At 65.4% G+C, this 25,845-nt stretch carries 24 protein-coding genes; 12 read left to right on the top strand and 12 right to left on the bottom strand.

Translation table 11 applies throughout. From position 1 onward, the window contains the following. Positions 1–25 precede the first annotated feature (25 nt). Positions 26–1,237 (top strand): acyl-CoA dehydrogenase family protein, encoded by a 1,212-nt coding sequence (locus CH290_RS21185; RefSeq protein ID WP_019663006.1) that lies wholly within the window; start codon positions 26–28, stop codon positions 1,235–1,237. On the opposite strand, the gene CH290_RS21180 is transcribed toward CH290_RS21185, so the two are convergent. From CH290_RS21180 to CH290_RS21170, 3 genes are all read right to left on the bottom strand, one after another. Next, complete coding sequence (locus CH290_RS21180) at positions 1,234–2,511, bottom strand: LLM class flavin-dependent oxidoreductase (RefSeq protein WP_033190127.1); 1,278 nt, start codon at positions 2,509–2,511, stop codon at positions 1,234–1,236. The genes CH290_RS21185 and CH290_RS21180 overlap by 4 nt on opposite strands. Positions 2,512–2,530: 19 nt before the next feature. Continuing rightward, positions 2,531–3,361: an LLM class flavin-dependent oxidoreductase gene (locus CH290_RS21175; RefSeq protein ID WP_230621053.1), complete on the bottom strand. Its 831-nt coding sequence runs from the start codon at positions 3,359–3,361 to the stop codon at positions 2,531–2,533. Between the two features lie 94 nt (positions 3,362–3,455). After that, positions 3,456–4,244: a helix-turn-helix domain-containing protein gene (locus tag CH290_RS21170; RefSeq protein ID WP_230621052.1), complete on the bottom strand. Its 789-nt coding sequence runs from the start codon at positions 4,242–4,244 to the stop codon at positions 3,456–3,458. Positions 4,245–4,283: 39 nt separating this feature from the next. Between CH290_RS21170 and CH290_RS21165 the strand changes: the two genes are divergently transcribed. Both CH290_RS21165 and CH290_RS21160 read left to right on the top strand, forming a co-directional pair. Beyond that, positions 4,284–5,177 (top strand): alpha/beta fold hydrolase, encoded by an 894-nt coding sequence (locus CH290_RS21165; RefSeq protein ID WP_033190231.1) that lies wholly within the window; start codon positions 4,284–4,286, stop codon positions 5,175–5,177. 50 nt (positions 5,178–5,227) lie between these two features. Then, on the top strand, positions 5,228–7,045 hold the full coding sequence (locus CH290_RS21160) for an NAD(P)-binding domain-containing protein (RefSeq protein ID WP_033190230.1): 1,818 nt from the start codon (positions 5,228–5,230) through the stop codon (positions 7,043–7,045). A 46-nt stretch (positions 7,046–7,091) separates the two neighbouring features. On the opposite strand, the gene CH290_RS21155 is transcribed toward CH290_RS21160, so the two are convergent. Both CH290_RS21155 and CH290_RS21150 read right to left on the bottom strand, forming a co-directional pair. After that, positions 7,092–7,727, bottom strand: a complete 636-nt coding sequence (locus CH290_RS21155) for a TetR/AcrR family transcriptional regulator (protein ID WP_033190125.1) — start codon at positions 7,725–7,727, stop codon at positions 7,092–7,094. Positions 7,728–7,758: 31 nt separating this feature from the next. Continuing rightward, entirely contained in the window at positions 7,759–8,169 is a 411-nt protein-coding gene (locus CH290_RS21150) for a GDSL-type esterase/lipase family protein (protein ID WP_033190124.1), read from the bottom strand. A gap of 234 nt (positions 8,170–8,403) precedes the next feature. Between CH290_RS21150 and CH290_RS30955 the strand changes: the two genes are divergently transcribed. Continuing rightward, a complete protein-coding gene (locus CH290_RS30955; RefSeq protein ID WP_254924957.1) occupies positions 8,404–8,526 on the top strand; it encodes a hypothetical protein in 123 nt (40 codons plus the stop codon). Next, positions 8,523–8,948: a nucleoside deaminase gene (locus CH290_RS21145; protein ID WP_033190123.1), complete on the top strand. Its 426-nt coding sequence runs from the start codon at positions 8,523–8,525 to the stop codon at positions 8,946–8,948. The genes CH290_RS30955 and CH290_RS21145 overlap by 4 nt, the downstream gene beginning before the upstream one ends. A 5-nt stretch (positions 8,949–8,953) precedes the next feature. Here the strand turns inward: CH290_RS21145 and CH290_RS21140 are convergent, their stop codons facing one another. Beyond that, positions 8,954–9,958, bottom strand: coding sequence for an aldo/keto reductase family protein (locus CH290_RS21140; protein WP_033190122.1), 1,005 nt, complete (start codon positions 9,956–9,958; stop codon positions 8,954–8,956). 75 nt (positions 9,959–10,033) lie between these two features. Between CH290_RS21140 and CH290_RS21135 the strand changes: the two genes are divergently transcribed. The 3 genes from CH290_RS21135 (at position 10,034) to CH290_RS21125 (ending at position 14,245) form a co-directional block, all read left to right on the top strand. Further along, entirely contained in the window at positions 10,034–11,602 is a 1,569-nt protein-coding gene (locus tag CH290_RS21135; protein WP_230621051.1) for a sigma-54-dependent Fis family transcriptional regulator, read from the top strand. A gap of 65 nt (positions 11,603–11,667) precedes the next feature. Continuing rightward, positions 11,668–13,125 carry an aldehyde dehydrogenase gene (locus CH290_RS21130; protein WP_033190121.1) on the top strand — a complete coding sequence of 486 codons (1,458 nt, stop codon included), beginning with the start codon at positions 11,668–11,670 and terminating at the stop codon, positions 13,123–13,125. Positions 13,126–13,135: 10 nt separating this feature from the next. Beyond that, positions 13,136–14,245, top strand: a complete 1,110-nt coding sequence (locus tag CH290_RS21125) for an NDMA-dependent alcohol dehydrogenase (RefSeq protein ID WP_019662993.1) — start codon at positions 13,136–13,138, stop codon at positions 14,243–14,245. Positions 14,246–14,321: 76 nt separating this feature from the next. Here the strand turns inward: CH290_RS21125 and CH290_RS21120 are convergent, their stop codons facing one another. Genes CH290_RS21120 through CH290_RS21110 form a run of 3 tightly spaced genes read right to left on the bottom strand, consistent with a single transcriptional unit; the run spans position 14,322 to position 17,372 of the window. Next, positions 14,322–15,311 (bottom strand): ABC transporter substrate-binding protein, encoded by a 990-nt coding sequence (locus CH290_RS21120; protein ID WP_230621050.1) that lies wholly within the window; start codon positions 15,309–15,311, stop codon positions 14,322–14,324. A 33-nt stretch (positions 15,312–15,344) separates the two neighbouring features. Further along, positions 15,345–16,550: an acyl-CoA dehydrogenase family protein gene (locus CH290_RS21115; RefSeq protein ID WP_033190120.1), complete on the bottom strand. Its 1,206-nt coding sequence runs from the start codon at positions 16,548–16,550 to the stop codon at positions 15,345–15,347. A gap of 9 nt (positions 16,551–16,559) precedes the next feature. Further along, on the bottom strand, positions 16,560–17,372 hold the full coding sequence (locus tag CH290_RS21110) for an SDR family oxidoreductase (protein ID WP_033190119.1): 813 nt from the start codon (positions 17,370–17,372) through the stop codon (positions 16,560–16,562). 80 nt (positions 17,373–17,452) lie between these two features. On the opposite strand from CH290_RS21110, the gene CH290_RS21105 reads away from it, so the two are divergent. Then, positions 17,453–18,568, top strand: a complete 1,116-nt coding sequence (locus tag CH290_RS21105; protein ID WP_033190118.1) for an NADH:flavin oxidoreductase — start codon at positions 17,453–17,455, stop codon at positions 18,566–18,568. On the opposite strand, the gene CH290_RS21100 is transcribed toward CH290_RS21105, so the two are convergent. Next, a complete protein-coding gene (locus CH290_RS21100; protein ID WP_033190117.1) occupies positions 18,565–19,470 on the bottom strand; it encodes a LysR family transcriptional regulator in 906 nt (301 codons plus the stop codon). The genes CH290_RS21105 and CH290_RS21100 overlap by 4 nt on opposite strands. Before the next feature lie 70 nt (positions 19,471–19,540). On the opposite strand from CH290_RS21100, the gene CH290_RS21095 reads away from it, so the two are divergent. The 3 genes from CH290_RS21095 to CH290_RS21085 are packed head-to-tail and all read left to right on the top strand — an operon-like array spanning position 19,541 to position 23,095. Then, positions 19,541–19,912 (top strand): YybH family protein, encoded by a 372-nt coding sequence (locus CH290_RS21095; RefSeq protein WP_230621049.1) that lies wholly within the window; start codon positions 19,541–19,543, stop codon positions 19,910–19,912. 37 nt (positions 19,913–19,949) lie between these two features. Continuing rightward, the gene (locus CH290_RS21090) at positions 19,950–21,620 is read left to right on the top strand and encodes a phospholipase D family protein (protein ID WP_033190116.1); all 1,671 of its coding nucleotides are present in this window, start codon (positions 19,950–19,952) and stop codon (positions 21,618–21,620) included. A gap of 50 nt (positions 21,621–21,670) precedes the next feature. Next, positions 21,671–23,095 carry a GGDEF domain-containing protein gene (locus CH290_RS21085; protein WP_033190115.1) on the top strand — a complete coding sequence of 475 codons (1,425 nt, stop codon included), beginning with the start codon at positions 21,671–21,673 and terminating at the stop codon, positions 23,093–23,095. A 9-nt stretch (positions 23,096–23,104) separates the two neighbouring features. On the opposite strand, the gene CH290_RS21080 is transcribed toward CH290_RS21085, so the two are convergent. Both CH290_RS21080 and CH290_RS21075 read right to left on the bottom strand, forming a co-directional pair. After that, positions 23,105–23,806: a type 1 glutamine amidotransferase domain-containing protein gene (locus CH290_RS21080; protein ID WP_033190114.1), complete on the bottom strand. Its 702-nt coding sequence runs from the start codon at positions 23,804–23,806 to the stop codon at positions 23,105–23,107. 57 nt (positions 23,807–23,863) lie between these two features. Then, positions 23,864–25,795, bottom strand: a complete 1,932-nt coding sequence (locus CH290_RS21075) for a S16 family serine protease (RefSeq protein ID WP_230621048.1) — start codon at positions 25,793–25,795, stop codon at positions 23,864–23,866. Between the last annotated feature and the right edge of the window lie 50 nt (positions 25,796–25,845).

Raw genomic sequence — 25,845 nt, 5'->3', positions numbered from 1 at the left:
CATCACGACAGAGAGGACCTCGACCATGACTTCCACACTCCGGCGCACCCCACCGGCACACGGCTCGGACGAATTGCGGCAGCTGGTGTCCGCCATCGCCGAGGACGCCCGGCGACGCCGATCCGACGGCGGACACGAACCTCCGACCACTGCGATCGAACTGGTCAAGGAGCATCGGCTCGGTGCGGTGCGGGTACCGACCCAGCTCGGCGGAGCGGGGTACACCCTGGCCCAGCTGTTCGATCTCGTGATCGACCTGGCCGAAGCCGACCCGGACGTGCCGCACATCCTGCGTGTCCATTTCGCCTTCGTGGAAGACATTCTGCGCGTTCCGTCGTCCGAGACGAAATTGAAATGGCTACCGCACGTGGTCGACGGAAAGCTGTTCGGCGGAGCCAACTCCGAGCTGAGCTCACACAACGTCGGCGGAGGGACCTTCGACACCACTCTCACACCCGCCGACGGCGGCTACGTCGTCGACGGTGTGAAGTTCTACAGCACCGGCTCGATCTACTCGGACTTCATCAGGGTCTCGGCCAACACGCCGGACGGTGACGTGCTCTCGGCGATCGTCGAGTCGTACGGCCCCGGTGTGGAACACCGTGACGACTGGGACGGCATCGGTCAGCGTCACACCGGCAGCGGTACCACTGTGTTCTCGGCCGTGGCCGTGGCCGAAGGTGACACGTTGCCGTTCCGGAACGAACCCATCGAGCGCAGACCTCGCCAGGCGCTCGTCCAACTGTTCCTGCACGCCATTGCCGCGGGTATTCTCCGGTCGGTGACCGACGACGCCGCCGAGCTGTTGCGGAGCAGGAAGCGCACGTTCACCTACGCGGCCGCCGAGTCGCCCCGGCACGATCCACAGTTGCTGGAGGTCGTCGGCAGGTTGAGTTCGGCTGCGTTCGTCGTCGAATCGGCGGTCGCCGCCGCAGCGTCGGCACAGGATCTCGCCGCCGACGCTGCTCGGACCACCGGCGTCGACCGAACGCTGGAGGAGCGAGCATCCATCGCTGCCGCCAAGACGAAAGTAGCCGTCGAAGAGCTTGCACTGTCGGCTGCGGGTCGACTGTTCGAGGTCGGCGGCGCATCGGCCACACGGCAGGGTCGCGCGCTCGACGTGCACTGGAGAAATCTGCGCACACTGTTCTCGCACAACCCGACGTCGTACAAAGCTCGGGTCCTGGGCGACATCGTCGTCAACGACGCGGAACTCCCCGAAGCCGGCTTCTTCTAGCCGACTGCGCGATCGAGGCTGTTCACCGACGAGAACCGCTCTCGTAGTGTCGTTTCGGCGTACTCCCGCCGGAACAGGCCCCGATCGCGCAGAATCGGCACGACATGTTCGACGAAATCCTCCAGACCGGAGGGAAACACGTCGGGCATCAGGTTGAAACCGTCTGCGGCGCCTGCGCGGAACCAGGTCTCGATGGTGTCGGCCACGTCCTCGGCGGAACCGACGGCGATGCGGTGACCTCCACCGCTGAACTCGCGAACTGCGTCGCGGACGGTGGCACCACTCTCCTGGATCGAACGCACGATGGACTCGCGAAACCCCAACGAGGCGGTGAAGTTGTCCGGGTCGACGTCGGCCAACGCTTCGTCGGGCACCGCAGCGTCCAGGTCGTGACCGCGTAGGTCGTAGCCCAACACGGTGGACAAGCGATCGAGCGAATAGTACTCGGGCAGATACCTTTCGAGATGTTCGAAGCGGCGGACCGCTTCCTCGCGGGTCTTGCCCAACACCGTGATCAGGCCGGGAAGAATGGCCACGTCGTCCGGACCACGCCCCTGCCCCCGCGCGTCGTCCTTGACCTGACGGTAGTGGTGACGTCCTGCATCGAGCGTCAACTCGGCACTGAACACCGCGTTCGCCGAACGTGCGGCCAGTGCGCGGCCTTGTGGTGATCCACCTGCCTGCACGATCAACGGATGCCGCTGCGGCGACGCCCCGAGCGGAAGAAGACCCTCGACGTCGAAGAACTCGCCGTGATGCGCGACGGGCACAGCAGTGCCTGCCGCACTCCACAACTGGAGTACGACGTCGACGAACTCGGCGGCGCGGCGGTACCGCACACTCCTTTCGGGATAGTCGTTCAGGCCGAAGTTGTGGCCGGCCTGTGGTGAATACGTGGTCACGACGTTCCACGCGGCTCGTCCGTTGCTGAGGTGGTCGAGCGACAACAACCTGTGTGCCAGTTCGACGGGATCGTTGAACGTGGTCGACAGGGTTCCGATGACGCCCAGGTACTCGGTTTCCGCGGCGACCAGAGCCAGAATCGCGGACGGTTCCAGCGCACGGGACGGCTTGAGCCGTGGGTCTTCTCGTAGCGCAGGGCCGTCGGCGAGGAACAAGGCGTCGAGGGTTCCGTGCTCTGCCAGACGCGCCATGTCCGCGAAGTAGTCCGGGTCGACGAACGCCGTGGGCGCCAACCCGGAATTCTGCCACGCGGCGAGGTGAATGCCGATATCGAGGACGTTCACGTTGAGAACGACGTGTTCCGCTGACATGTGTCACTGCTCCCTGTCGTCAGGTGTAGACGGGCCTGTTCGCGGACAGGTCCGGTTCCGCGGGTAGTCCGATGTTCAGATAGCCACGCAGCGTCGTCGTCGATCGCCGGGGACGTACGACGCCGTCCTGGATCAGACCGGGGAGGACGTCGTGCAACCAAGCATCGAGGTCGTGCACGTCGACGACGACGCCCGATGCGCCGGCGTCGAGTGCACTGCCGATCGCGTCCACGGACACCGAGGCGAAGGCGGTGTCTCCCTCGACGGCGATGTCCGACGTGCCCGGTCCGAAGATCACCGGCTCCCCCTGCGGGGTGGTCGGCACGGTGAGCGGACCGGCCGTGGCGAAGACGCCCCGGTGGTCGGCGTACCGAATGTCCTCGGCACGAGTGAAGATGTTGGACTCGACATCACCGACGACCGCGGCCGCCGGCCACGTCCGCCACAGTGCTCGTACCGCCGTCACGGCGTCCGGATTCCGCGTCGACCGTGGTGCATCGACCCACGAACTACGCACCCCCAGGCCGAGTTCGGTGGAATCGTCGTCGGACAACACCCACCAGCCCGCACGCCCCCGGGTCAGATGATCGAGTGACGCGACACGGCGGGCGATGTTGTACGGGTGGTCGCGTTGCGGTGCGGCCTCGACGACCAGCCCCAGTCCGGACGTGCGTCGCGCGAGAAAGCTTGCGACCGTGCTGGGATCGAGTCCGCCCACCTGCGTGCCGAAGACCACGAACCCGGTGCCCGACGCGTCGAGAGCGGATGCAGCCCGCGCGAGTTCTGCTACCCCGCCGGACGGCACGTCGCGCAGACGCACTCCCACAGGAACGGTTCTCGAAACTGGCACAGCAGTGAGTCACTTTCTGTCCGACGTCGTTGCCTCGCAAGACTAGGAGGACTCCGGCCTGCGGGAAACCCTTTCGATCAGCACGATTCGAGTGTCAGGGTGCGGGTTCGCTGTCCAGGATCTCGATGCGCGTTCCCATGGCCAGAAGCGCTGCGGCCGACAGGCCGAACATCGAGTGGAAGGAATCGCTGAAGTGGGAGGGTGACGAGAATCCGGCTTCGACCGATGCGGTCGTGAGATCGCTTCCCCGCGCCACGGCTTCGCCGACGTGCAGCATCCGAGCCCACAGGCGGTACCGCCGGAAGCTCGTACCCGCTTCGGCGGAGAACAGATGCAGAAATCGGGACGTCGACAGGTTGACGGCAGCGGCGAGGTCGGCTGCTGCGACAACGGCGCCCGGCTTCTCGCGGACGATGCGTACGGCCGCACGGATGCGCTCGTCGACTTGCCGCGGCTCGGGGCCGCACAGCGTCTCGACGAGTGCCCGCGGGTCGGGCGAGCCCGCGGCCGCGAGTTCCAACAGTGCTGATTCGGAGGGAAGTCGCAGGCCGAATCCGCTGGTACGGGTACCCGCCGCATCCAGGATACGGTCGGATCTGGATACGCCAGGATCGCTGTAGGCGAACACCATTCGCTCACCGTGCGCTTCCACACGATGGACCGTCCGAGGCGCGACGGCTGCACTGCGCACACTCCACTGTTCGCCGTGCTCGTCGCGCAGCGTGAACGGCGCGTCCGCCCCGACCGCGAAGCACAGGATCGAACCGGAGTGGTAGTCGATGTTCAGAGACGGCCCGACGTACACGGCTTTGCCCGCCCACAGCCACAGCGTCGGCTCGGTACAGCACGTTTCTGGAAGCGCCGCATCTCGCATGCCGGACATGCTTGCACCACATCCGGCAACAGGGAAGAGGTCTGGAACATGAGCATCGTTTCTGCTTTGGGTGATTCGAGGATCGTCGACGGAGTCCGTGTGTACGAGCGAGGGAGCGGATCCCCGATCGTGTTCGTCCACGGATTGTTCGCCAATGCCGCGATCTGGCGGAAGGTCGTTCCGTTGCTCGCCGCGAACCACCGGTGCATCACCGCCGACTGGCCCTTCGGCAGTCACGCGATCCCGGTAGGTCCCGCAGGTGACATGACGGCCACCGGTATTGCCGACGTCGTCGCCGACGTCATCGAGCGACTCGATCTGCGCGATGTGACTCTCGTCGGAAACGACGGCGGCGGAATGCTGACGCAGCTGGTGATCACGCGTCGTCCGGAGCGCATCGGTCGCGTCGTCCTCACACCGTGCGACGCCTACGAGAACTTTCCGCCGCCGTTCTTCGGCTACCTGTGCCGGCTGGCGCAGGTCCCGATCACCCTCGACCTCGTCGCCTTCGCACTCAGGGTGCCGTGGGTGCGCCGGCTGTACGGACGCTCACCGATCGGCTTCGGCTGGCTGAGCCACGCGAGACTGGGTGACGAGCTCCTCGATCACTTCGCAACGCCCATCTTCGACGCCGCGATCCGGCGCGACATCGCGACGTTCCTCCGATCCGTCGACACGACGTACACGCTCGACGCTGCCCGACGGTTCGGCGGCGTCGAGCAACCCGTCCTGGTGGCGTGGGCGTCGGATGACAAGTTCTTTCCGTTCGAGCACGCGGAGCGCCTGGCGCGAGACTTTCCGAACTCGACGCTGACCGTGATCGAGGGGTCTCGTACGTGGGTGTCCGAGGACCGGCCGGAGGAATTGGCGTCGGCGATCACGCGCTTCGTCGGTGACGCCGGTCACGTGCAACCCACTGCAACTCTCGACCGCTCGTCGTAGAAAGGAGTGTGCTGGGTCACAGCACACGAACGAACGACAAGGGAGTCTCCATGACCCAGACCATCGAACCGCCCGTTCTCTCGCAGACACCGCAGCAGCGGGTCGACGCCTGGCTCGCGGATTTCGAAGCCGCGCTGAAGGCTCGTGACCCGGGCCGTGTCGCGGCCAAGTTCGCCGTCGACAGCTTCTGGCGCGACCTGGTGACGTTCACCTGGAACCTCAAGACCGTCGAGGGCCGAGACGGAATCGAGGGGATGCTCGCGGAACGTTTGGAGGACACCGATCCGTCCGGGTTCCACACAACCGAGACACCCGACGAGGCCGACGGGGTGACGTCGGCGTGGATCGAATTCGAGACCGCCACCAGCCGCGGCAAGGGGCACCTCCGCCTGAAAGGCGACGAAGGGTGGACCTTGCTCACCACCATGCAGGAGCTCAAAGGCCACGAGGAGCGTCAAGGGCACACCCGCATCAAGGGAGCAGTCCACGGTTCCAACGCCGACACCCAGAACTGGGCGGAGAAGAAAGAGATCGAGGAGAAGGAGCTCGGCTACACCGTGCAGCCGTATGCGCTGATCGTCGGTGGCGGCCAGGGCGGTATCGCTCTCGGCGCCCGGTTCCGCCAGCTGGGTGTCCCTGCCATCGTCGTCGATCGAGCGAACCGGCCGGGAGACCAGTGGCGCGGACGCTACAAGAGCCTCTGTCTGCACGACCCGGTCTGGTACGACCATCTCCCGTACCTGCCGTTCCCGCCGAACTGGCCGGTGTTCGCACCGAAGGACAAGATCGGCGACTGGCTCGAGATGTACACCAAGGTCATGGAAGTTCCGTACTGGAGCCGCACCACAGCCAAGACCGCGACGTACGACGAGGCGGCGAAGAAATGGACCGTGGTCCTCGACCGCGACGGCGAGGAAGTGATCCTGCACCCCACGCAGCTGATCATGGCCACCGGCATGTCCGGCAAGAAGAACGTACCCAACTTCCCGGGGATGGAGGATTTCGAAGGCGAGCAACACCATTCGAGCGAGCACCCGGGTCCCGACGCCTACGTCGGCAAGAAGGTCGTCGTCGTCGGCTCCAACAACTCGGCGCACGACATCTGCAAAGCGCTGTACGAGACCGGCGTGGACGTGACGATGCTGCAGCGCAGTTCGACGCACATCGTCAAATCGGATTCACTGTGCGAGATCGCCTTGGGTGATCTGTACTCCGAGCGGGCTGTGGAATCCGGAATGACCACGGGCAAGGCCGATCTGACGTTCGCGTCGCTGCCGTACCGGATCATGCACGAGTTCCAGATCCCGGTGTACCAACAGATCGCCGAGAAGGACAAGGACTTCTACGACCGGTTGGAGAAGGCAGGGTTCCAGCACGATTTCGGTGACGACGGCTCGGGCCTGTTCATGAAGTACCTGCGCCGCGGATCGGGCTACTACATCGACGTCGGCGCATCGGAGCTCGTCGCGGACGGGAAGATCAAACTGGTTGCGGGACAAGTGGATCACCTCACGAAGAACGCAGTGGTACTGGCCGACGGCACCGCGCTCGAAGCCGACGTCGTCGTCTACGCCACCGGCTACGGCTCGATGAACGGCTGGGTCGCCGACCTCATCGACCAGGCGACGGCCGACAAGGTCGGCAAGGTATGGGGCCTGGGCTCGGACACCACCAAGGATCCGGGTCCGTGGGAGGGCGAGCAGCGCAACATGTGGAAGCCGACGCAGCAGGAGAACCTGTGGTTCCACGGCGGCAACCTGCATCAGTCACGGCACTATTCGCTGTACCTCGCTCTGCAGATCAAGGCCAGATACGAGGGCATCGACACCCCGGTCTACGGCCTACAGGAAGTGCATCACTTGCGCTGACGCTCCCTACATGAGTGGAAATGCGCACCCCAGTGCGCATTTCCACTCACAACGGAGGGGGCAGCGTGGAGGCGGCGGCGATGCGACTGAGCTCGTCGACCAGTACGTCGACGGGCAGCGCGGGTGAGGCGGTGGTGCTCAGATTCACGAGAGCATTCGTCGCCCCGATCAGCGCCGTCGACGTCAGCCGGAAGTCGCGGTCGTCGATTTCGCCTCGGTCCACGGCACTGCGGAAGATCGATTGCAGCACGTCGATCCACGCGGAGATCTGAACTTTCCTGTGCTCTTCCATCTCCGGACTGACGCCGATCACTTCGACGAACGCCAAGCGAGGTCGACGCGGATCGGACAGTACGGACTCGAGATACGCCCGGACCAACACCCGCACCCGAGCCTGGAACGGCTCGGACACGGACGCCGCCGCAGCAGCCGTCACCGCGGCCCGCGCCGCCTCGTTCACCTGGTCGTATGCCTCCCTCAGCAACGCTTCTCGGCTGGAGAAGTCCGCGTAGAACTGCCGGGAGGACAGCCGCGCCTCCGCGCAGATCTGCGGTACCGAACTCTGGGCGTACCCGGTTGTCGAGAACACGGTGAAGGCCGCGTCGACGAATCGACTCCGCCGCTCGGCCCGTCTGTCGTCGGCCGAGCGTCCGCCGTAGGCGCGGGATGGAGTGGGCTGCACACGTCGAATTCTCGCATCCCTGCCGCTGCGGTCAGCGCAGGTAATCGGCCAGCGCTGTCCCGACGGCGTCCGCTCCGAGAGCGTTCGGATGCAAGGGCAATGCCTGATGCGTGGGAACGAGCCCTTCCAGATACCGGTCCTCCGGCGCCGCGCAGGAATCGTGGCCTTCGGTGACAGGGTGGGTGTCGAAGAATTCGATGCCCTTCTCCGCCGCGAGGGTGCGCTGGGTGTCGTTCATGTCGTCGACCTTCGCCTGTAGATAATCCGCGTCGGCCGGGTGCATCGGCTGGTCGGGGAAGCAGCCGCCCGGCCTGATGTAGGTGCCGTACCCGACGAGGACGATGCGGGCGTCGGGCGCTTTCGCTCGGATCGAGTCGATCAATTCCGACCAGGCGGGGACCTGCGCCTTCGTGCTCTCCGCGATCGTGTCGACCCCGTCCACGACGCGGGCGTTGCCGCCATCAGCTGACCGACCAGCGCGACGGGCAGAAGCGCCGTCGCAAGTCTCTTCACCGTGTGCACTCTCTTTCGATGTCCGCAGAACTCGGGGTGGCCTGAGTCACAGCCAAAAGTGAAACACATGCGCTTCAGAAAATCCACGGATTCCGCGAAGGTTCGTCCGCGTCGAGACTCGGACTGAAGTCCGCTGTTCGTCGTAGTCTTCGAGACAGGCCGAATGTTCGAGGTGACGCTGTTCGACTCCGTCGGGATCGGACTGCAGGATCTGGTGTCGGCGCGCACGCTGATCGACAGAGCATACGAATTGAAAGTAGGTACGACCGTGGACCTTTCGGCATGAGCACACACCTGAGCCGCGCGATCGAACTCGCCGTCGAGGCGGGCGAGGCAGGGAACCGGCCGTTCGGGGCGGTGCTCGTCGGCGCCGACGGCACCGTGCTGGCCGAGGGCCGCAACGAAGTCGCGTCGGGCGGTGACGTCACCGCCCACGCCGAGTTGGTCGCGATCCGCGGCGCCGCGACGGCCGGGAACGCAACCATGTACGCCAGCGGCGAGCCGTGCCCCATGTGCAGTGCCGCCATGGTGTGGGCCGGCGTCACGCGCATCGTGTTCGGGGCGTCGGAGCCGGAGTTCTCGAAGCTCCTCGACGGTGGTCCACGGTTCTCGCTGCGCTGCGCCGAGGTCGTCGGCGCAGCGGACGTGGACATCACCGTCGAGGGTCCGGTCGACGAGGCCGAAGCGTTGAACGTCTTCCGTTCGTGAGCGCTTTACACCAGGCGCGTCTCGGGTGACTGCGTCTTCGCCGGGTCGGTTTCGATCGATCCGGCGAGGGCGTCGTCGATCTTCTTCAGCACGTCCGCGTCCAAGGTGACTTCCGACGCCTTGATGTTCTCGGCGATCTGCTCGGGGCGTGACGCACCGACCAGTGCGGCGGCGATGTTGTCGTTCGCCAGTACCCAGGCGACCGCGAGCTGAGCCATCGTGATGCCGAGCGACTCGGCGATCGGCTTCAATTCCTGAACGCGAGTGAGTGTTTCGTCGTTGAGGTAGCGCTCGATCATCTTGTCGCCGCCCTTGTCGTCGGTGGCACGCGAGCCCTCGGGCAGCGGCTGACCGGGCAGGTACTTGCCGGTGAGAACACCCTGAGCGATCGGCGACCACACGATCTGGGAGATGCCCAGTTCCTTCGACGTCGGGATGACCTCGGATTCGATGACTCGCCACAACGCCGAGTACTGCGGCTGGTTGGAGACGATGGAGAAACCGTTCTCGCGGGCCAGCGCCTGACCCCGGCGCAGCTGATCGGCCGTCCACTCCGACACCCCGATGTACAGGGCCTTGCCCTGACGGACGACGTCCCCGAACGCAGCGATGGTCTCCTCGAGCGGAGTCTCGAAGTCGAAACGATGAGCCTGGTAGAGGTCGACGTAGTCGGTGCTCAGCCGTCGGAGAGACGCATCGATGCCCTCGAAGATGTGCTTGCGGGACAGTCCGGTGTCGTTGGGCCCCTTCGGCCCGACCGGGAAGTACACCTTGGTGAAGATCTCCAACGATTCACGCCGAACGCCCTTCAGCGCCTCACCCAGCACGGTTTCGGCGGCGCCGTTCGCGTAGACGTCCGCGGTGTCGAACGTCGTGATCCCCGCATCGAGGGCGGCATGCACGCACTGCGTCGCGACATCGTTCTCGACCTGCGAACCGTGAGTGAGCCAGTTTCCGTAGGTGATCTCCGAGATCTTGAGTCCACTGTTGCCGAGGTATCTGTAAGCCATGCCGAAAACGCTACCCGCGGGGCGGCGCCTCTGCGCTAGCCTCGTGTCACGAGGGACAACGAGGAGCACGGTGTGGTGCGTGAGCAGATCGCATTGTCGTGGCAACGCTCTGCCTCCAGCGGGCTGGAACCCGCCCACTCGCTCGAACAATCCGCTCTACGTGACGTGGACCGGCGCAGTCGTCTCCTCGCAGCCGCCGACCCGATCCTCGACCGCATGGAAAGCATGCTCGACGGTTCCGGCTACTGCGTACTGCTCGCCGACCGCGACGCCCGGCTCGTCGATCTCCGCTTCGGCACGCGAACACTGCGCGACGTCGTGTTCGGCGTCGGCGCCGTCGTCGGCCGATCCTTCACCGAGGAGGCGTCGGGCACCAACTCGATCTCGACGTCGTTCGAACTCCGTAAACCCCTGGCCGTTCGGGGCAGCGAGCACTACATGGAGTCGATGAAGGGCTTCAGCTGCTACGGCCACCCGCTGATCCATCCGATCACCAAACGCATCGAGGGCGTCCTCGACATCACGTTCCTCGAATCCGAGGACAACCCGCTGCTCCAGCCGATGCTCGCGCATTCCGCGCAGGACATCCAGGGGCGGTTGCTGGAAGAGACGCGCAGCGGCGAGCAACGGCTCTTCCAGGCATTCCAACATGCGTCGGCTCGGCGGCGCGGCGCACCCGTCGTCGCGATCGGTGACGAACTTCTGCTCGAGAACACGTCCGCAGCCGCCGTCATCGACACCGTCGACCACGCCGCGCTGCGGTCGCTGACGGACGAGTCGATCCGTCGCAGCGGAGTCATCGACTCCGTCGTCCTGAACTCCGGAGCCCGGGCACTCGTGCGATGGGAAAGGCCGGTGTCCGGCACCGGCGTCGTCCTCGAGATAGATGTGCTCGACGAGCCCGCGCGTCGTACGTCGACAGCCGCCGCGTCCCAACCCCTGTGTGTCGTCGGCGAACCGGGAACGGGCAAGTCGACGACACTGGCCAGGCTGACTGCCGCCCGGGCGCCACGATGGTTCGACGCCGCCGATCTCGTCACGACGACACCCGCGGCGTGGCTCGCATCCGTCGAAACGCAGGTGACGGCCGGTACGGATGTCGTGGTGAAGAACATTCACCTGGCCGACGCACCCGTCGCGCACCGACTGCATGCCCTGTTGAAGTCGGCGCGTGGATGGTTCGCACTGTCCAGCTCCATCCGGGACACGTCGACGGCGGAGCACCGCCAACTGCTGTCGTTGTGCACGGACACCGTCGAGCTCGCTCCGCTCAGGTCCAGGCGTCACGAAATTCCCGACCTGGTCCGCGGGATGCTCGCGGAAATCGGCTCCCGTGCCCGGTTCACCCCGGACGCCATGCGCGCTCTCATCGATCACGATTGGCCCGGCAACATCGGCGAACTACGCGACGAAGTGATGAGCGCGGCAGCCCGCAGGTCCGTCGGCGACATCAGCGAACACGATCTGGTCAGGCCCGGTGCGCGGGGTGCGTCGAGTCGTCTGACAGCTCTCGACGCTGCGATGCGAGATGCCATCGTGCACGAACTCGCTCGGTGCGGGGGCAACAAAGCCGCCACCGCGGACAGCCTCGGAATCAGCCGCACCACGCTGTACAAGCGAATGAAGGAACTCGGCATCCACTGAGAACCGCGCGGAGAACGTCCAGTTTTTGAACACTCACCCGGCGTGATGCGGGTCACGATCTATGCATGAGTACAGATACGGCAATACACGCGGCATCGCTGTTCATCGGCGGCGAGTGGGCACCCCCGAGTTCGTCGGCGAGGATCGACGTACGGTCGGCCAGTACCGAACAGATCATCGGCTCGGTTCCGGAGGCGCAGGAGGCAGACGTCGACGCAGCCGTCGCGGCCGCCCGTCGCGCGTTCGAGGATCCGAGCGGCTGGAGTCAGTGGGAGCCGTCGGCCCGCGCCGACGCATTGGACCGGCTCGCCGACGAACTCGAAGCGCGCGGTGAGCAGATAGCCCGCACGGTCTCGGCGCAGAACGGCATGCCGATTTCGATCGCCCTGCAGCTCGAAGCAGGTTTTCCCGTCGCGGTCGTCAGGTACTACGCCGGGCTTGCCAGAACGGCGACGTTCGAGGAATCGCACCCGCACCTTCTCGGCGGCACGACGACGGTGCGTCGGGAACCCATCGGCGTCGTCGGTGCCATCGCGCCGTGGAACTTCCCGCAGACTCTCGCGGCATTCAAGCACGCACCCGCTCTGGCGGCCGGGTGCACCATCGTCATCAAGCCGTCACCGGAAACTGTCCTCGACTCGGTTCCGTTCGCCGAAGCCGTCATGGCGGCGGGCATTCCGCCCGGGGTGGTCAACATCGTTCCCGGCGGGCGCGAGGTGGGCTCCTACCTCGTATCGCACCCGGGCATCGACAAGGTTGCGTTCACCGGATCCACTGCCGCCGGCCGGTCGATCGCCGAGACCTGCGGACGACTACTGCGGCCCGTCACCCTGGAACTGGGCGGAAAGTCCGCGGCGATCGTCCTCGACGACGCCGATCTCGATCTTGCGAAGATCGGCGAAGACCTCTTCGGTGCAACGTTTCTCAACAACGGTCAGACGTGTTTCCTCGGCACCCGAGTGCTCGCGCCACGCAGTCGATACGACGAGGTGGTCGGCGTGCTCGAAGCATTCGCACAATCACTCGCCGTCGGCGACGCGCTGGATCCGGCGACACAGATCGGTCCGATGGCCAGTGAGCGGCAACGAGATCGAGTCGAGGGCTACATCGCGAAGGGCAGCGGCGACGGTGCCCGGCTGGTCACCGGAGGTGTCCGGCCGTCCGATCTCGATCGCGGGTGGTTCGTGTCGCCGACGGTGTTCGCCGACGTCGAGAACGATCACGCCATCGCCCAGGAGGAGATTTTCGGGCCTGTGCTGTCGGTGATCCCGTACGGCGACGAAGCGGACGCCATCCGCATCGCCAACGACACCGACTTCGGGCTCGGCGGCACCGTCTGGACCTCCGACGACGAACGAGGGTACGGCGTCGCCAAGCAGATTCGCACCGGAACCATCGGCATCAACCGCTACATGGTCGACCCGGGTTCACCGTTCGGTGGCGTCAAGGACAGCGGCATCGGCCGCGAACTCGGCCCCGACGCCCTCGGCAACTTCCAGCAGTTCAAGTCCATCTACCGCTAGGAGATCTTTCGTGAAGACCAAAGCTGCAGTACTTTTCGAAGCACACAAGCCGTTCGAGATCCTCGAACTCGAATTGGACGGACCCGGGCCGGGCGAAGTCCTGATCAAGTACGTCGCTGCCGGCCTGTGCCACTCGGACCTCCATCTGCTCGACGGCGACCTCCCACCGCGCTTCCCGATCGTCGGTGGGCACGAAGGCTCCGGCATCATCGAGGAAGTGGGGCCCGGCGTGACCAAGGTCAAGCCCGGCGATCACGTCGTCTGTTCGTTCATCCCCAACTGCGGTACCTGTCGCTACTGTTCGACGGGCCGACAGAACCTGTGCGACATGGGCGCAACGATTCTCGAAGGCTGCATGCCCGACGGCTCATTCCGGCGTCGCGACAGCAAGGGAACCGAGTTCGGCGCGATGTGCATGCTGGGAACGTTCGCCGAGCGCGCCACGATCTCGCAACACTCCGTCGTGAAGATCGACGACTGGTTGCCCTTGGAGACAGCGGTTCTCGTCGGATGCGGCGTGCCGTCGGGCTGGGGCACCTCCGTGTACGCGGGTGGTGTGAGGGCCGGTGATTCGGTGATCATCTACGGCATCGGCGGTCTCGGCATCAACGCGGTGCAGGGCGCCGTGCACGCGGGCGCCAAGCACGTCCTCGTCGTCGACCCGCTGGAATTCAAGCGGAACCAAGCGTTGAAGTTCGGTGCGACACATGCTTTCGGCGACTACGCCAGCGCCCAGGAGAAGCTCACCGAGCTCACCTGGGGCCAGGGCGCGGATCAGGCCCTGATTCTCGTGGGCACCGTCGACGAGGAAGTGGTCCAGGCAGCGACGGCCGCCATCGGCAAGGGCGGCACCGTCGTCATCACCGGTCTCGCCGACCCCGAGGCGCTGACCGTTCACGTCTCCGGCACGGATCTGACGCTGAACCAGAAGACCATCAAGGGCACACTGTTCGGCTCCGCGAACCCTCAGTACGACATCGTCCGGCTGCTGCGCCTCTACGACGCCGGCCAGCTCAAGCTCGACGAGCTGATCACCAACACGTATTCACTCGAGCAGGTGAACGAGGGGTACCAGGATCTGCGAGACGGCAAGAACATGCGAGGGGTGATTCACCTCTAGAACCCACGTGAGTACCGCCCCCTTGTGAGGCTTGTGTAGGTCCTGACCTACATAAGTACTCACAAGGGGGAGCTAGCTAGCCGCCTACCGCCTCGAGCTGGGGACGAATCTTGTCCACCGAGTACTCGATCGACGCCTTGGACGGCAGATTGAATCCGACCACCGTGGCGTAGTCCTGCACCGAGACGCCGCCGCTCGCCACGGCGGGCAGGGAATCGAAGCCAGGCAGGGCCTGGAGGTCGGCGGCGGTTCCACCGTTGGGCAGCATGACGACCAGGTCGGCAGTGAGTTCGTTGATCCGTTCGGGACTGAAGACCAACCGGCCGCTCGTCGCCTCCGGCGAGGCTGCGAGGTCCGCAGGAACACTGAGACCGATGCTGTCGAAGACCTGCGCGGCACCGTCGTCGGGATCGACGACGGCCACGAGTTGCTGCGTGGCGACGATGTACTGGGCGAGCACCGCGGTCTTGCCGTCCAAGCCTGGGTACTCGGCGGCGATGCCGTCGGTGAAGCCTTCGCCCTCGGCGATGATCGACTGCGCGTCGTCCTCACGGTCGAAAATCTTTCCGAGCGTTTCGATCTGCCACTGCCAGCTGTCCACCGTGCTCTTCTCGGGGAAAACCGTGGGCGCGACCGCACTGAGCGACTGGTACGGCTCGGGAGATGCGATCCCCGCCACCAGAATGAGATCCGGCTGCAGTGCCGCGATCTCCTCCACGGGCGGGGTCGCGTTCATCGTGTCGACCGACGTCGAGTCGAGCATCACGGAATCCTCGGTCAGGCCCGTCTGCCAGGGGAACAGCTTCCGCTCGTCTCCCTGAGATCCTGCGGAGATGTACCCGACCGGGGAGACGTCGAACTCCGCCAGCGCGTCCACCCACTGTTGCCCGAGGGCGACGATGCGCTCGGGCGTTCCCTGTATCGTCGTCGAGCCGACGACGTGATCGATTGTCACCGTCCTGTCGTTCGACCCGGCGGAGCTACTGTCCCCCGAGTCACTGCTGCAGGCCACGAGGCCCACAAGTGCCACCGAGGCAATGATCATGCGCATCACGGTCCGCTTCATGCGCGTGAAATTAGCACAGCCTCGCCTAAGGCTCTAGAGGTACTTCTTCAACTCCATCCGCGCGATCGACATCTTGTGCACCTCGTCGGGGCCGTCCGCCAGCCGCAGCGTCCGGATGTGGGCGTACATCATCGCGAGCGGGAAGTCGTCGGACACACCGCCGCCGCCGTGGACCTGAATGGCCCGGTCGATGATCTTCAGCGCCATCTCCGGAGCTGCCACCTTGATGGCGGCGATCTCGGTGCGTGCTTCCTTGTTGCCGACGGTGTCCATCAGGTACGCGGCCTTCAGCGTCAGCAGTCGCGTCTTCTCGATGTCGATGCGAGCCTCGGCGATCCAATCCTGGATGTTGGCGCGCGTCGCGATCGGCTTACCGAAGGTGACTCTCGATACCGCCCGGCGGCACAGCAGTTCGAGTGCCCGCTCGGCGACGCCGATGGTCCGCATGGCGTGATGGATCCGCCCGGGGCCCAACCGGGCCTGACTGATCGCGAAACCCTCACCCGGCCCCTTCAACACGTCCTTCGACGGCACCCGCACGTCCTCGAAGAGCACCTCGGCGTGACCTTCGCGGTCGACGTAGCCGAACACCGGCAGGTTCCGTACGACGGTGACACCCGGCGCATCGATGGGCACGACGAGCATCGACTGCTGACGGTGGCTGGCGGCATCCGGCTCGGTCTTGCCCATGACGATGAGAACTTTGCAGTTCTTGTGCAGCGCATTCGACGTCCACCACTTGCGGCCGTTCAGGATGTAGTCGTCGCCGTCGCGTTCCATTCGCATGGCGATGTTGGTGGCGTCGGAACTGGCGACGTCGGGTTCCGTCATCGCGAAGGCGGACCGAATAGTGCCGTCCAGCAACGGCTTCAGATACTTCTCCTTGTGCTCGTCCGTTCCGAACAGCGTGAACACTTCCATGTTGCCCGTGTCCGGCGCGTTGCAGTTGCACGCTTCGGGCGCCAACAGGCTCCGGCCCATGATCTCCGCGAGCGGGGCATACTCGAGATTGGTCAGGCCGGGCCCCCACTCCTGGTGGGGGTGGAAGAGGTTCCACAACCCGCGCGACCGGGCTTCCTTCTTCAGATCCTCGATGATCTGGGGTTGCCCGTGCGGGTCGCCGAGCTCGCGCATCTGCTCGTCGTAGACGGACTCCGCCGGGTAGACGTGAGAGTCCATGAACTTCAACAGATCCTGCTGATACTTCCGGCCGCGCTCGGTGGTCTCGAAGAAGGACACGTCGCTCCTTTAGTTGTCTTGCCCCAGAAGGGCTTTCTGGTAGCGACGCATGCCGCGCAACCACCGGTCGTAATCGGAACCCTTGTTGCGGTACATCTCCAGCACGTTCCGGTGCGGCAGAATCAAGAACTCCTCGGCATCCATCGCAGCGAGGACGACCTCCGCGACGTCACTCGGCTCGAGCACGTCGCCCGCGGAGAGCACGGCAGCAGTAGCCGCCGCCCCGAGCGAATTACCGGATTCCTTGCCCTCGTACAGCAGCTTGGTGTTCACACCCATGGGGCACAGGCAGCTGACGCGAATGCCGCGGTCACCGTAGGTGACGTTGAGCCACTCCGAGAAACCCACGGCCGCATGCTTGGTGGTCGCGTACGTGGCAGAACCGATCTGTGTGAGCAGGCCGGCAGCCGACGCGGTACTGACGAAGTAGCCCTCGCCGCGCTCGATCCACCCGGGCACCAGAAGCTGCGCAGCGCGGATGTGCGCGCGCAGATTGACGTCGATGGACAGATCCCACTCGGCTTCCGTCGCGTCGAGGCCCGGTGCGCCACTGATGCCCGCGTTGGCGAAGTAGAGGTCCACGGGACCGAAGGTGTCCTCGGCGAGAGCGATCAACGCGGTGATGTCGTCGGTTTTCGACGCGTCACCCCCGAGAGACACCGCCGAGCCAGGTTCCAGCGACTCCACCACCCGCGACGCCGACGCCGCGTCGAGATCGGACACGACGACCTTCGCGCCTTTCGCGACGAGCCGCTGGGCAAGTGCACCGCCGATCCCGCCTCCGCCTCCGGTGATCACAGCAACCTTGCCTGTTACCTTCATCACCCAGGTATATCACCTCGATATCCCCCCATCCGAGACGAGGTGGAATACCGCTGCGCCCCGGTCGGTTCGTCTCCGACGTGACCGAAACAGCATCCGCGGGGCTATTCACTCCGTTCGAAACCAAGTCCCTGAAACTGCGTAACCGCTTCGCGATGGCGCCGATGACCCGCGCGTTCTCCCCCGGCGGAGTCCCGCGCGAGAACGTCGCCGAGTACTACCGCAGGCGGGCCGCAGGCGGAACGAGCCTCATCATCACCGAGGGCACGCTGATCCCCGACCCCGCGGCAGGCCCGGACACCCGAGTTCCCCACATCTACGGCGAGGACAGCCTCGACGGATGGAAGAGCGTCGTCGACGCCGTCCACGCCGAGGGCTCGGTGATCATCCCGCAGCTCTGGCACCTCGGCGTGCAGCGCGGAGACTCGCCGCGCCTCAACCCCGAGGTGACAACGGTCAGCCCGTCGGGCATCGCCCTGGACGGCACTCCGTTGGGCCGCGCCTTCACGAGCAGCGACCTCGACCAGCTGATCCAGTACTGGGTCGACGCAGCGGCTAACGCGAAGAGCGTCGGGTTCGACGGAGTCGAGCTGCACGGCGCGCACGGTTACCTTCTCGACGAGTTCCTGTGGCAGACAACCAATCTGCGTGACGACCGTTTCGGCGGATCCCTCGAAGCTCGTACCCGCTTCCCGGCCGAGGTGGTGGCGGCGATCCGAGCCGAGGTGGGTGACGACTTCGCGATCGTCTACCGATACTCGCAGTGGAAGGCCGATCACTACGACGCTCGGATCGCGCAGACCCCGCAGGAATTGGAGAAGATCCTCACCCCGCTGGTCGACGCCGGGGTCGACGTGCTCCACCCCTCGACCCGTCGCCACTGGATTCCCGAGTTCCCCGAGCTCGATGCAACCCGAGGACTAGCCGGGTGGACCAAGGAAATCACCGGCCTCCCGACGATCACCGTCGGCTCGGTCGGGTTGGACAAGGAGTTCGGCAGCGCCTGGGGTCCGGATGGTGCGTCGGGAACGACCGATCTGACGCCGCTGTTCGAGCAGTTCGAGCGGGGCGAATTCGACATCGTCGCCGTCGGCCGTGCCCTGCTCGCCGACGCCGAGTGGGTGAACAAGGTCGAGTCCGGCCGATTGAACGAGCGCATCGCCTTCACCCGCGATCACATCACCGAACTCGTCTAGCCCCTATGTGAGTGGTTGTGTAGGCCCTGGCCTACACAACCACTCACATAGGTGGCGAGCTTTCTCACCGCCGTGCTCGCCCTGGGCGACCAGGTCAGGGCGAGAACAGCGTCGGCAGGCACGTCCGAGATCGGTACCGGGACCAATCGATCCTCGAAATCCGTTGCCATGGAACGACTCAGGATGGCAACGCCCAAACCTCTGGCCGCCAAGTCGGCGACAGCTCCCGGCGCACTGGCGGCCAACGCGACGTCGGCGGTGATATCCGCTGCGGCACAGGCGTCGTCGAACACGGATCTGATTCCGGTACCCACCGGCAGGCACACCACCCGGTGGGCGCACACCTCGCCGAGTGTCACCGCCGATGCCGACGCCAACGGATGCCCGGGCGGTACACACGCCGCCAGTCCTTCCGTGATCATGACCAGCGATTCGAGCCCCTCGGGCGGACCGTGAGCGGTGCCGACGAGGGCGACGTCGAGCGCGCCCGACCGGACGCGCGCGATCAACTCGTCTGAATTTGCCTCCGCCAACGTGATGTCCACGCCCGGGTACGCGGAGTGGAACGCAGCCAAGGCGTCGAACAGCGGTGTGACGGTGCATGCGGTGACCATTCCGACGGCGACCTTCCCGCGCACGAGGGAGAGCACCTCGTCGACGGAATGGCGAAGGGCTGCAGATGATTCCAGTGCGCGGCGCGCGTGTACCAGGGCAGCTGTCCCTGCTACCGTCAACCGCGCCACCCTGCTGCTGCGGTCGATCAGCTCGGCCCCGACCTCCTTCTCCAGCGCTTTGATCTGGGCACTGATGCCGGACTGGCTGATGTTCACCCGCTCGGCCGCACGGGTGAAGTTGGCTTCCTCCGCGACGGCGACGAAGTACTCGAGCTGCCTCAGTTCCATAAGCTGTAATTCTAGCTTTCATCAAAACTATCTGTTGGACTTCTCGTACCGGTGTGATGACGATGGAACCATGACAAACAATGCAACGACCGACAAAGCAATGACACCGGAAGACATCACCCGCCTGTTCGTCGAGCGATCCAACGCAGGAGACGCCGACGGTGTCGCGGCGCTCTACGCCGACAACGCCGTCATGGCCTACCCCGCCGGACAGACGACGACAGGCCGAGCCGCAATACGTGAACTGTGGGCGTCGGTGCTCGCGCACGGGCCTCGTTTCGAACTGGAGGAGGGACTGCCGACGCTGGTGTACGGCGACATCGCGCTCACTTCGACGGCACCGAGGGACAATGCAGGCGCCCGCGCCCAGGTCGTGCAGCGTCAACCGGACGGTTCGTGGCTGCGCATCATCGATCAGCCGGAGTTCGACCCGACCTCGTGACACGCCCCGTCGGACTGCTCTGACAGTATTTCCCCTCGTGATACCGCAGCCGCTACGCCGAACGATCGACGCGCTCGCTCGGCGACTCGGCCGCAGTAGTGCCGCACTGAACGAGCAGGTCCAGAAGTTCGACTCCGAACACCCTTGGTTCCTCAGCTCCGAGGAGCGCGGCAACCCCGACACCCGCATCGCGGCCTGGACGGACGGCAACCGGGTCACCCCGCTCGTGCACGGCAAACCCTATTTCGCGGCTCTGGCGAGCGCGCTGGACGCCGCGGGCGAGGGCGACCTGGTGCTGTTCACCGATTGGCGCGGTGACCCGGAACAGCTGTTGACCGACGACACGACCGTCGAGGACGCGCTCGCGTCGGTTGCGCAGCGCGGCGGCATCGTCAAGGGCATGGTGTGGCGCTCGCACATCGAGACCCTCGGCTTCACCGGTCCCAAGAACCGGAAGTTGGCGTTGCGTCTCGAGGAGGCAGGCGGCGAGGTGATTCTCGACCAACGGGTCCTGACGCTGGGAAGTCATCACCAGAAGTTCGTCGTCGTCCGGTATCAGGATCCCGACACGGTCGACCTCGCGTTCGTCGGTGGTATCGATCTCGCGCGTGCCCGACGCGACGACGCCGACCATTTCGGCGACCCCGTGAGCCGGCCGTTCCCGCCCGAGTACGGCGAACTTCCCGCGTGGCACGACATGCAGGTGCAGGTGCAGGGGCCCGCGGTCCGCGACATCGAGCACGTCTTCCGTGAACGGTGGGAGGATCCGGCCGCGTTGTCCCGCCTGCCGTGGCACGCCATCCCCGACATTCTCCGCGGCGTCACCCGTGAGGTGTCGGAACTGCCGGAGCAGCACGACGCACCCGCAGCCGCGGGCACCTGCAGCGTCCAACTTCTCCGCACGTATCCGCGCAGACGCCCGGCGTATCCGTTCGCGACTCAGGGTGAGTTCAGTGCCGCCCGCGCGTACGCGAAGGTTCTGCGGCGCGCCCGCGAACTGGTCTACGTCGAGGATCAGTACCTGTGGTCGGTGGACGTGGCGCGGGTGTTCGCCGCCGCTTTGCGACGCTCACAGGATCTGCGCCTGGTCATCGTCGTCCCGAAACATCTCGACGACGACAGTGCCATCACCATTCCGTCGGCTCTGCTAGGCCACTCCGCGGCACTCGACGTGATCCGCGATGCGGGTGGTGACCGCGTGCTCGTCCTCGACCTCGAGAACGATCGCGGCATCCCGGTCTACGTGCATTCGAAGGTGTGCATCGTCGACGACGTGTGGGCCGCCGTCGGTTCCGACAACTTCAACCGGCGGTCGTGGACTCACGACTCCGAGCTGACGGCCGCGATCGTCGACGACGAACGCGACGTTCGTGAACCCGTCGACCCGGCCGGTCTCGGCGACGGAGCACGGGTGTTCGCGCGCGAACTACGGCTGGAACTCACCCGCGAGCACCTGGGCCGCGCGCCGGGCGACGACGAAGACCTCGTCGATCCCGCGTCGTTCTTCGACGCGGTGAGCAGCAGCGCGGCGCGTCTCGACGCCTGGCACACGGCACCGTCGGCGTCGCCGCGCCCGTCGGGCAGACTTCGCCGCCATGAAATCGACGTACCTCCGCAGTGGCAGCAACGGCTGGCGGCGGTCGCGTATCGCCTGTTCGTCGATCCCGACGGCAGGCCCCTCGGTATGAGGTTCCGCCGCCGTTTCTGACACACTGAACATTCAACTTCCCTACGAATCGTTCAGAAACGGGCATTTCGATGGATTCGCAGCGCGTCAGCTCACGTGTCGGCAGCGCTGCCGACGTGACTCGTCGCGCAGCACTCGTCGGCGCAGTGGTGTTTCTCGCCTGTCTGTTCGGGATCGCAACTCGCCTTCCGGGCACGCTGGCCGTGTTCTGGCCCGCCAACGCCCTGCTGCTGGGCATACTGCTTCGCTCACCGCGCCTCGCAACGCCCGCCACCTGGGTCAGTGCGACGCTCGGCTACATTGCCGCCGACACGGTGACCGGTAGTCCACTGTTCTCCAACCTCGTCCTCAACCTGTGTAACGTCGCAGGCGTCGCGGCGGGCTTCCTGGTCTTCCGTCTCATCGGCCAGCAACGCCCCTGGTTGACGCGTGTCCAGTCGCTTGCGTTGGTGGCCGCGGTCATTCTCGTCGCGTCCTCCGTCGCCGGTGTCGCGGGCGGATTCGCGAACTCGGCCATCGAGTCGACTCCGTGGCAGAGCGGATGGGCGCGCTGGTTCTCCGGAGAGTTCCTCAACTACATGGCGGTCATGCCTGCGGTTCTCACCGCGCCCACGAGGGCGGACCTCCGTCGATTCCGTCGGCGCGGCGAGGTCGTCGCACTCGCGCGGCGGGTCGCCCCAGCCGCTGCGTTGTTGGTGCTCTGCCTGATCCTCGTGTGGGCGGTCGGAGGCTCGGGCGCGATCACGTTCGCCATGCCCGCCCTCGTCGTGGCCGCGTTGACGACGGGGGTCTTCGTCACGTCGCTGTTCATCTGGACGACGACGATGTGGATGCTCGTCCTCACCGCCGACGGACACATCGGGGTCCCGGACCTCGGCGCGATGCCGGTGGAACTGTCGGTCAGCATCGGATTGTCGTTCCTCGCGATCGCGCCGATCGCCGTGGCCTGCGTGACCAACGAGCGGCGCGCAGCCATCACCGCGTTACGCCACGCCGTCGCTCACGACGACCTGACCGGCGCCCTACGCCGGGACGAGTTCTTCCGTCGCGCACACCGTTTGACCCGCGACGCCGCCGACGGTGTTGCCACGGTCCTGATGATGGACCTCGATCACTTCAAGGCCCTCAACGACACGTACGGGCACAGCGCGGGCGACGGCGCTCTCGAGCGATTCGCCGACGACGTCCGGTCTCACCTCGGCCGCCGTCACCTGTTCGCGCGGCTCGGCGGAGAAGAATTCGCGGTGTTCTGCACCGACGTCACCGAGCTCGACGCCTACGCCATCGCAGACACCATTCGCATCGGCCAGTTCCAGCGTGCGACAGAGCACTTCGCCGGTCACGGCGTGACCGTCAGCATCGGACTCGCGCACGGATCCGACAGTCTCGAGATGCTCTTCGACGCTGCCGACCGGGCGCTGTACGACGCGAAGCGACAGGGCCGCAATCGCATCGTCACAGCAACACCCGCGAGCGACGTTCACCGGTCGAGCTGACGGACACTGTCAGGACAGAGCTCGAACCACTCTGTCCGCCAACGGTTTCGTCGACGCCGGATTCTGCCCGGTGTAGAGCGTGCGGTCGACGACGACGTGCGGCGACCACGGATCGGAGCTCTCGAACCGTGCGCCGAGCTCCTTCAACCTGGATTCGAGAAGCCACGGCGCCTTGTCCGCCAGACCTGCCTGGGTTTCCTCCTCGTCGGTGAAACCGGTCAGCTGATAGCCGTCGAACACCCATCCCCCGTCCGACGTCGTGGCAGGCAGCAGGGCAGCGGGTGCGTGGCACACTGCCGACACGATCTTGCCCGTGCTCAGGAAATCGGTCACGAGCGCACCGAAACTCGTCGACACCGCGAGGTCCTCCATCGGCCCGTGGCCTCCCGGCACGAAGATTGCATCGAAGTCCGATGCCCGCTGATCCTCGAGCGAGGCCGGGTTCTGCAGTATCGACTCGATCGAGTCCAAGTATTTCTTCTGGTCGGCGACCTTCACCTCGTCGCCTCCGTTGGCGTCGACCGCAAGCGATCCCTCGTCGACGACGGGCGCCTTGCCACCCGGCGTCGCGACGACGACATCCCAGCCGGCGCCGACGAACGTGCGGTGAGATTCGACGAGTTCCTCGGCCCAGAAGCCCGTCGGATGCTTGGTTCCGTCGTTCAGGGTCCAGTGGTCGGCGGCGGTCACAGCGAACAATAGTTTCGTCATGCGTTCTGGCATGCCCGCTGGCGCTACTTCCGAATCAGTCGCGCACTCCGGTCATCGTCACTTACCAGGTGAGGACAGGTACGTCATGAGCCTCGTCGTCACGTACCCGCTGTTGTAGGCGCCGAGGGCGTTGAACTGCTCCAGCGGGGTGCCCGCACGCCTGACGCCTGCGCTTTCGAACTGCCCGACGGTGATGACCGGTTGTGTACCGCCAGCCTGCAGTGCCGCGATGTCGGAGGACAACTGCGCGCGGGCGAGGTCGAAAGCGTTCGACAGCGCGTTCTCGTACATGAACCCGGTGACGCGGAGGTTGTCGTCGGTGATCGCGTTGTTGTAGTACTTCTCGACCAGTTGCTGATTGCGGACGTAGTTGCTGACGCCGTAACCGATGGTCGCGTACTGCCCGTTGGGTTTTCCCTCTCCGAGATACTTCTCGATCGCGGGCTGCGCGTTCCGTTGGTGCACGGCTGCCGCGACGTCGATGTCCATGTAGGACAGCTGGCCGATCACCGAATCCAGTGAGCGCCCCGTACGATCCGCCACCTGGGCGGGCATTCCGGTCCGAAACGCGGCGAGGTTGGCGTCGGCGCCGCGGCGGAAGAAGTCGCCGACCTGAGCGAGGTCGACGCCCGAGTCGATGTCGGCGCCAGGATTGTCGCGGCCGACCTCCCACACGGCTTTCGTACCTGCCAGTTGGGCTTTCGCTGCTTCGAGAAAGATCAACGGGGTCGAGAGATAGTCGACGAACTCGACGATATCGATGGGTTGTGTGTCGATCCGGCCGTCGATCGCCTCGATCTCGCTTGCGGCGTAGTCGAAGATCGTCAGCGCGTCGAAGGCGCCCGCGTACGCGTTGACCACTGCTTCGACGTCGGGCAAGGTCTTGGGTTCGAACGTGGCGATGGAATCGAGAAACGAGAAGAACGCGGCTTCCGCCGGACCGGTGTTGGTAGCCTGCACAACAAATGCGCCTAGACCCGCCGGACCCTGAGAGACCAACGGTGTCAACGAGTTACCCACCGAATACGACGCTTCCATCACGGCGGCAGCTTCTAGCGCGGTGACCAACGCGCCGGCTATCGACCCTTGCCGATGCAGATCTCGAGCCCGGTCGGCGGCCTTCGCAGCAGTCTCCGGGAGCCCGGTGTTCATCATCGTCCGAAGGATGTTCACGTCGAGCGTGTCCAGCATCGTCAGCGCATTGTCGTACCGACCAATCGCGGCGGTGTACTGCGCGTCGACCTTGTCGTACGCCCGGTTGTCGAGCCGCGTGTCCGGTTCCAGCCTCGGTGCCTCCAACTCGGAGCCGGTGAGCAGCCCGTACGCCTCGTAGATATCACCGACCTCGACGACGTTCACTCCGGCTCGGTCCCCGATCCGCACGACATCTACACTGTCTCCGTTGCGGTCGGTGCTGTTGCGCTGCCCGAGTGGGATCAGCACCGTGTCGTACCCGGCGGCGCCCGCGGCCTGCACCTTCTCGGGGATGCCACCGACAGGACCGATGGTGCCCGTTGCGTTGATCGTTCCGGTCATCGTCGCGGTGTCGGAGATCTGTTCGTCGCGCTGCAACGCGATGAGCGCCGCGGTCTTCAACGCGCCCGCGCTGGGACCGTCGATCTGCCCGCTGATCTCGAACTCGAAGCGACCGGACATCGGCTGCGACATGATCAACGTCGAAACGATCGCGGCGTTCCACGACGCCGCCCTCGAGGCGTCGCCCAGGCCGGAGACCTCGTCTTCGGAGAAGTCGACGCGAAACGACGAGTCCGTGGTCGCCGACCTCGTGACGATTTCCTCACCGACTCCACCGTCGCCGCTTCCGGTGGTGAAGAGCGGCGCGATGGTTATCGACCTGCTCTCCGTCGATACCGCACCCATCCCCTCGGACAGTGCCGTCCCCTGCGTCGTCGATGCGCAGCCGACCGCGAGTACCGCGGCCACCCCCACGGCGACCGACCTGGTCGCGAGAACTCTCCGCCTTGCCATGACAACCCTCCCCGAACACACCGAATCGGACAAAAAGAACAATCGCCCGT

Origin of the sequence: Rhodococcus sp. 06-156-4, from assembly GCF_002259345.1 — a bacterium.
In the GTDB taxonomy this organism is placed as follows: domain Bacteria; phylum Actinomycetota; class Actinomycetes; order Mycobacteriales; family Mycobacteriaceae; genus Rhodococcoides; species Rhodococcoides fascians_E.
This window is presented reverse-complemented; position numbering and strand designations above follow the sequence as displayed.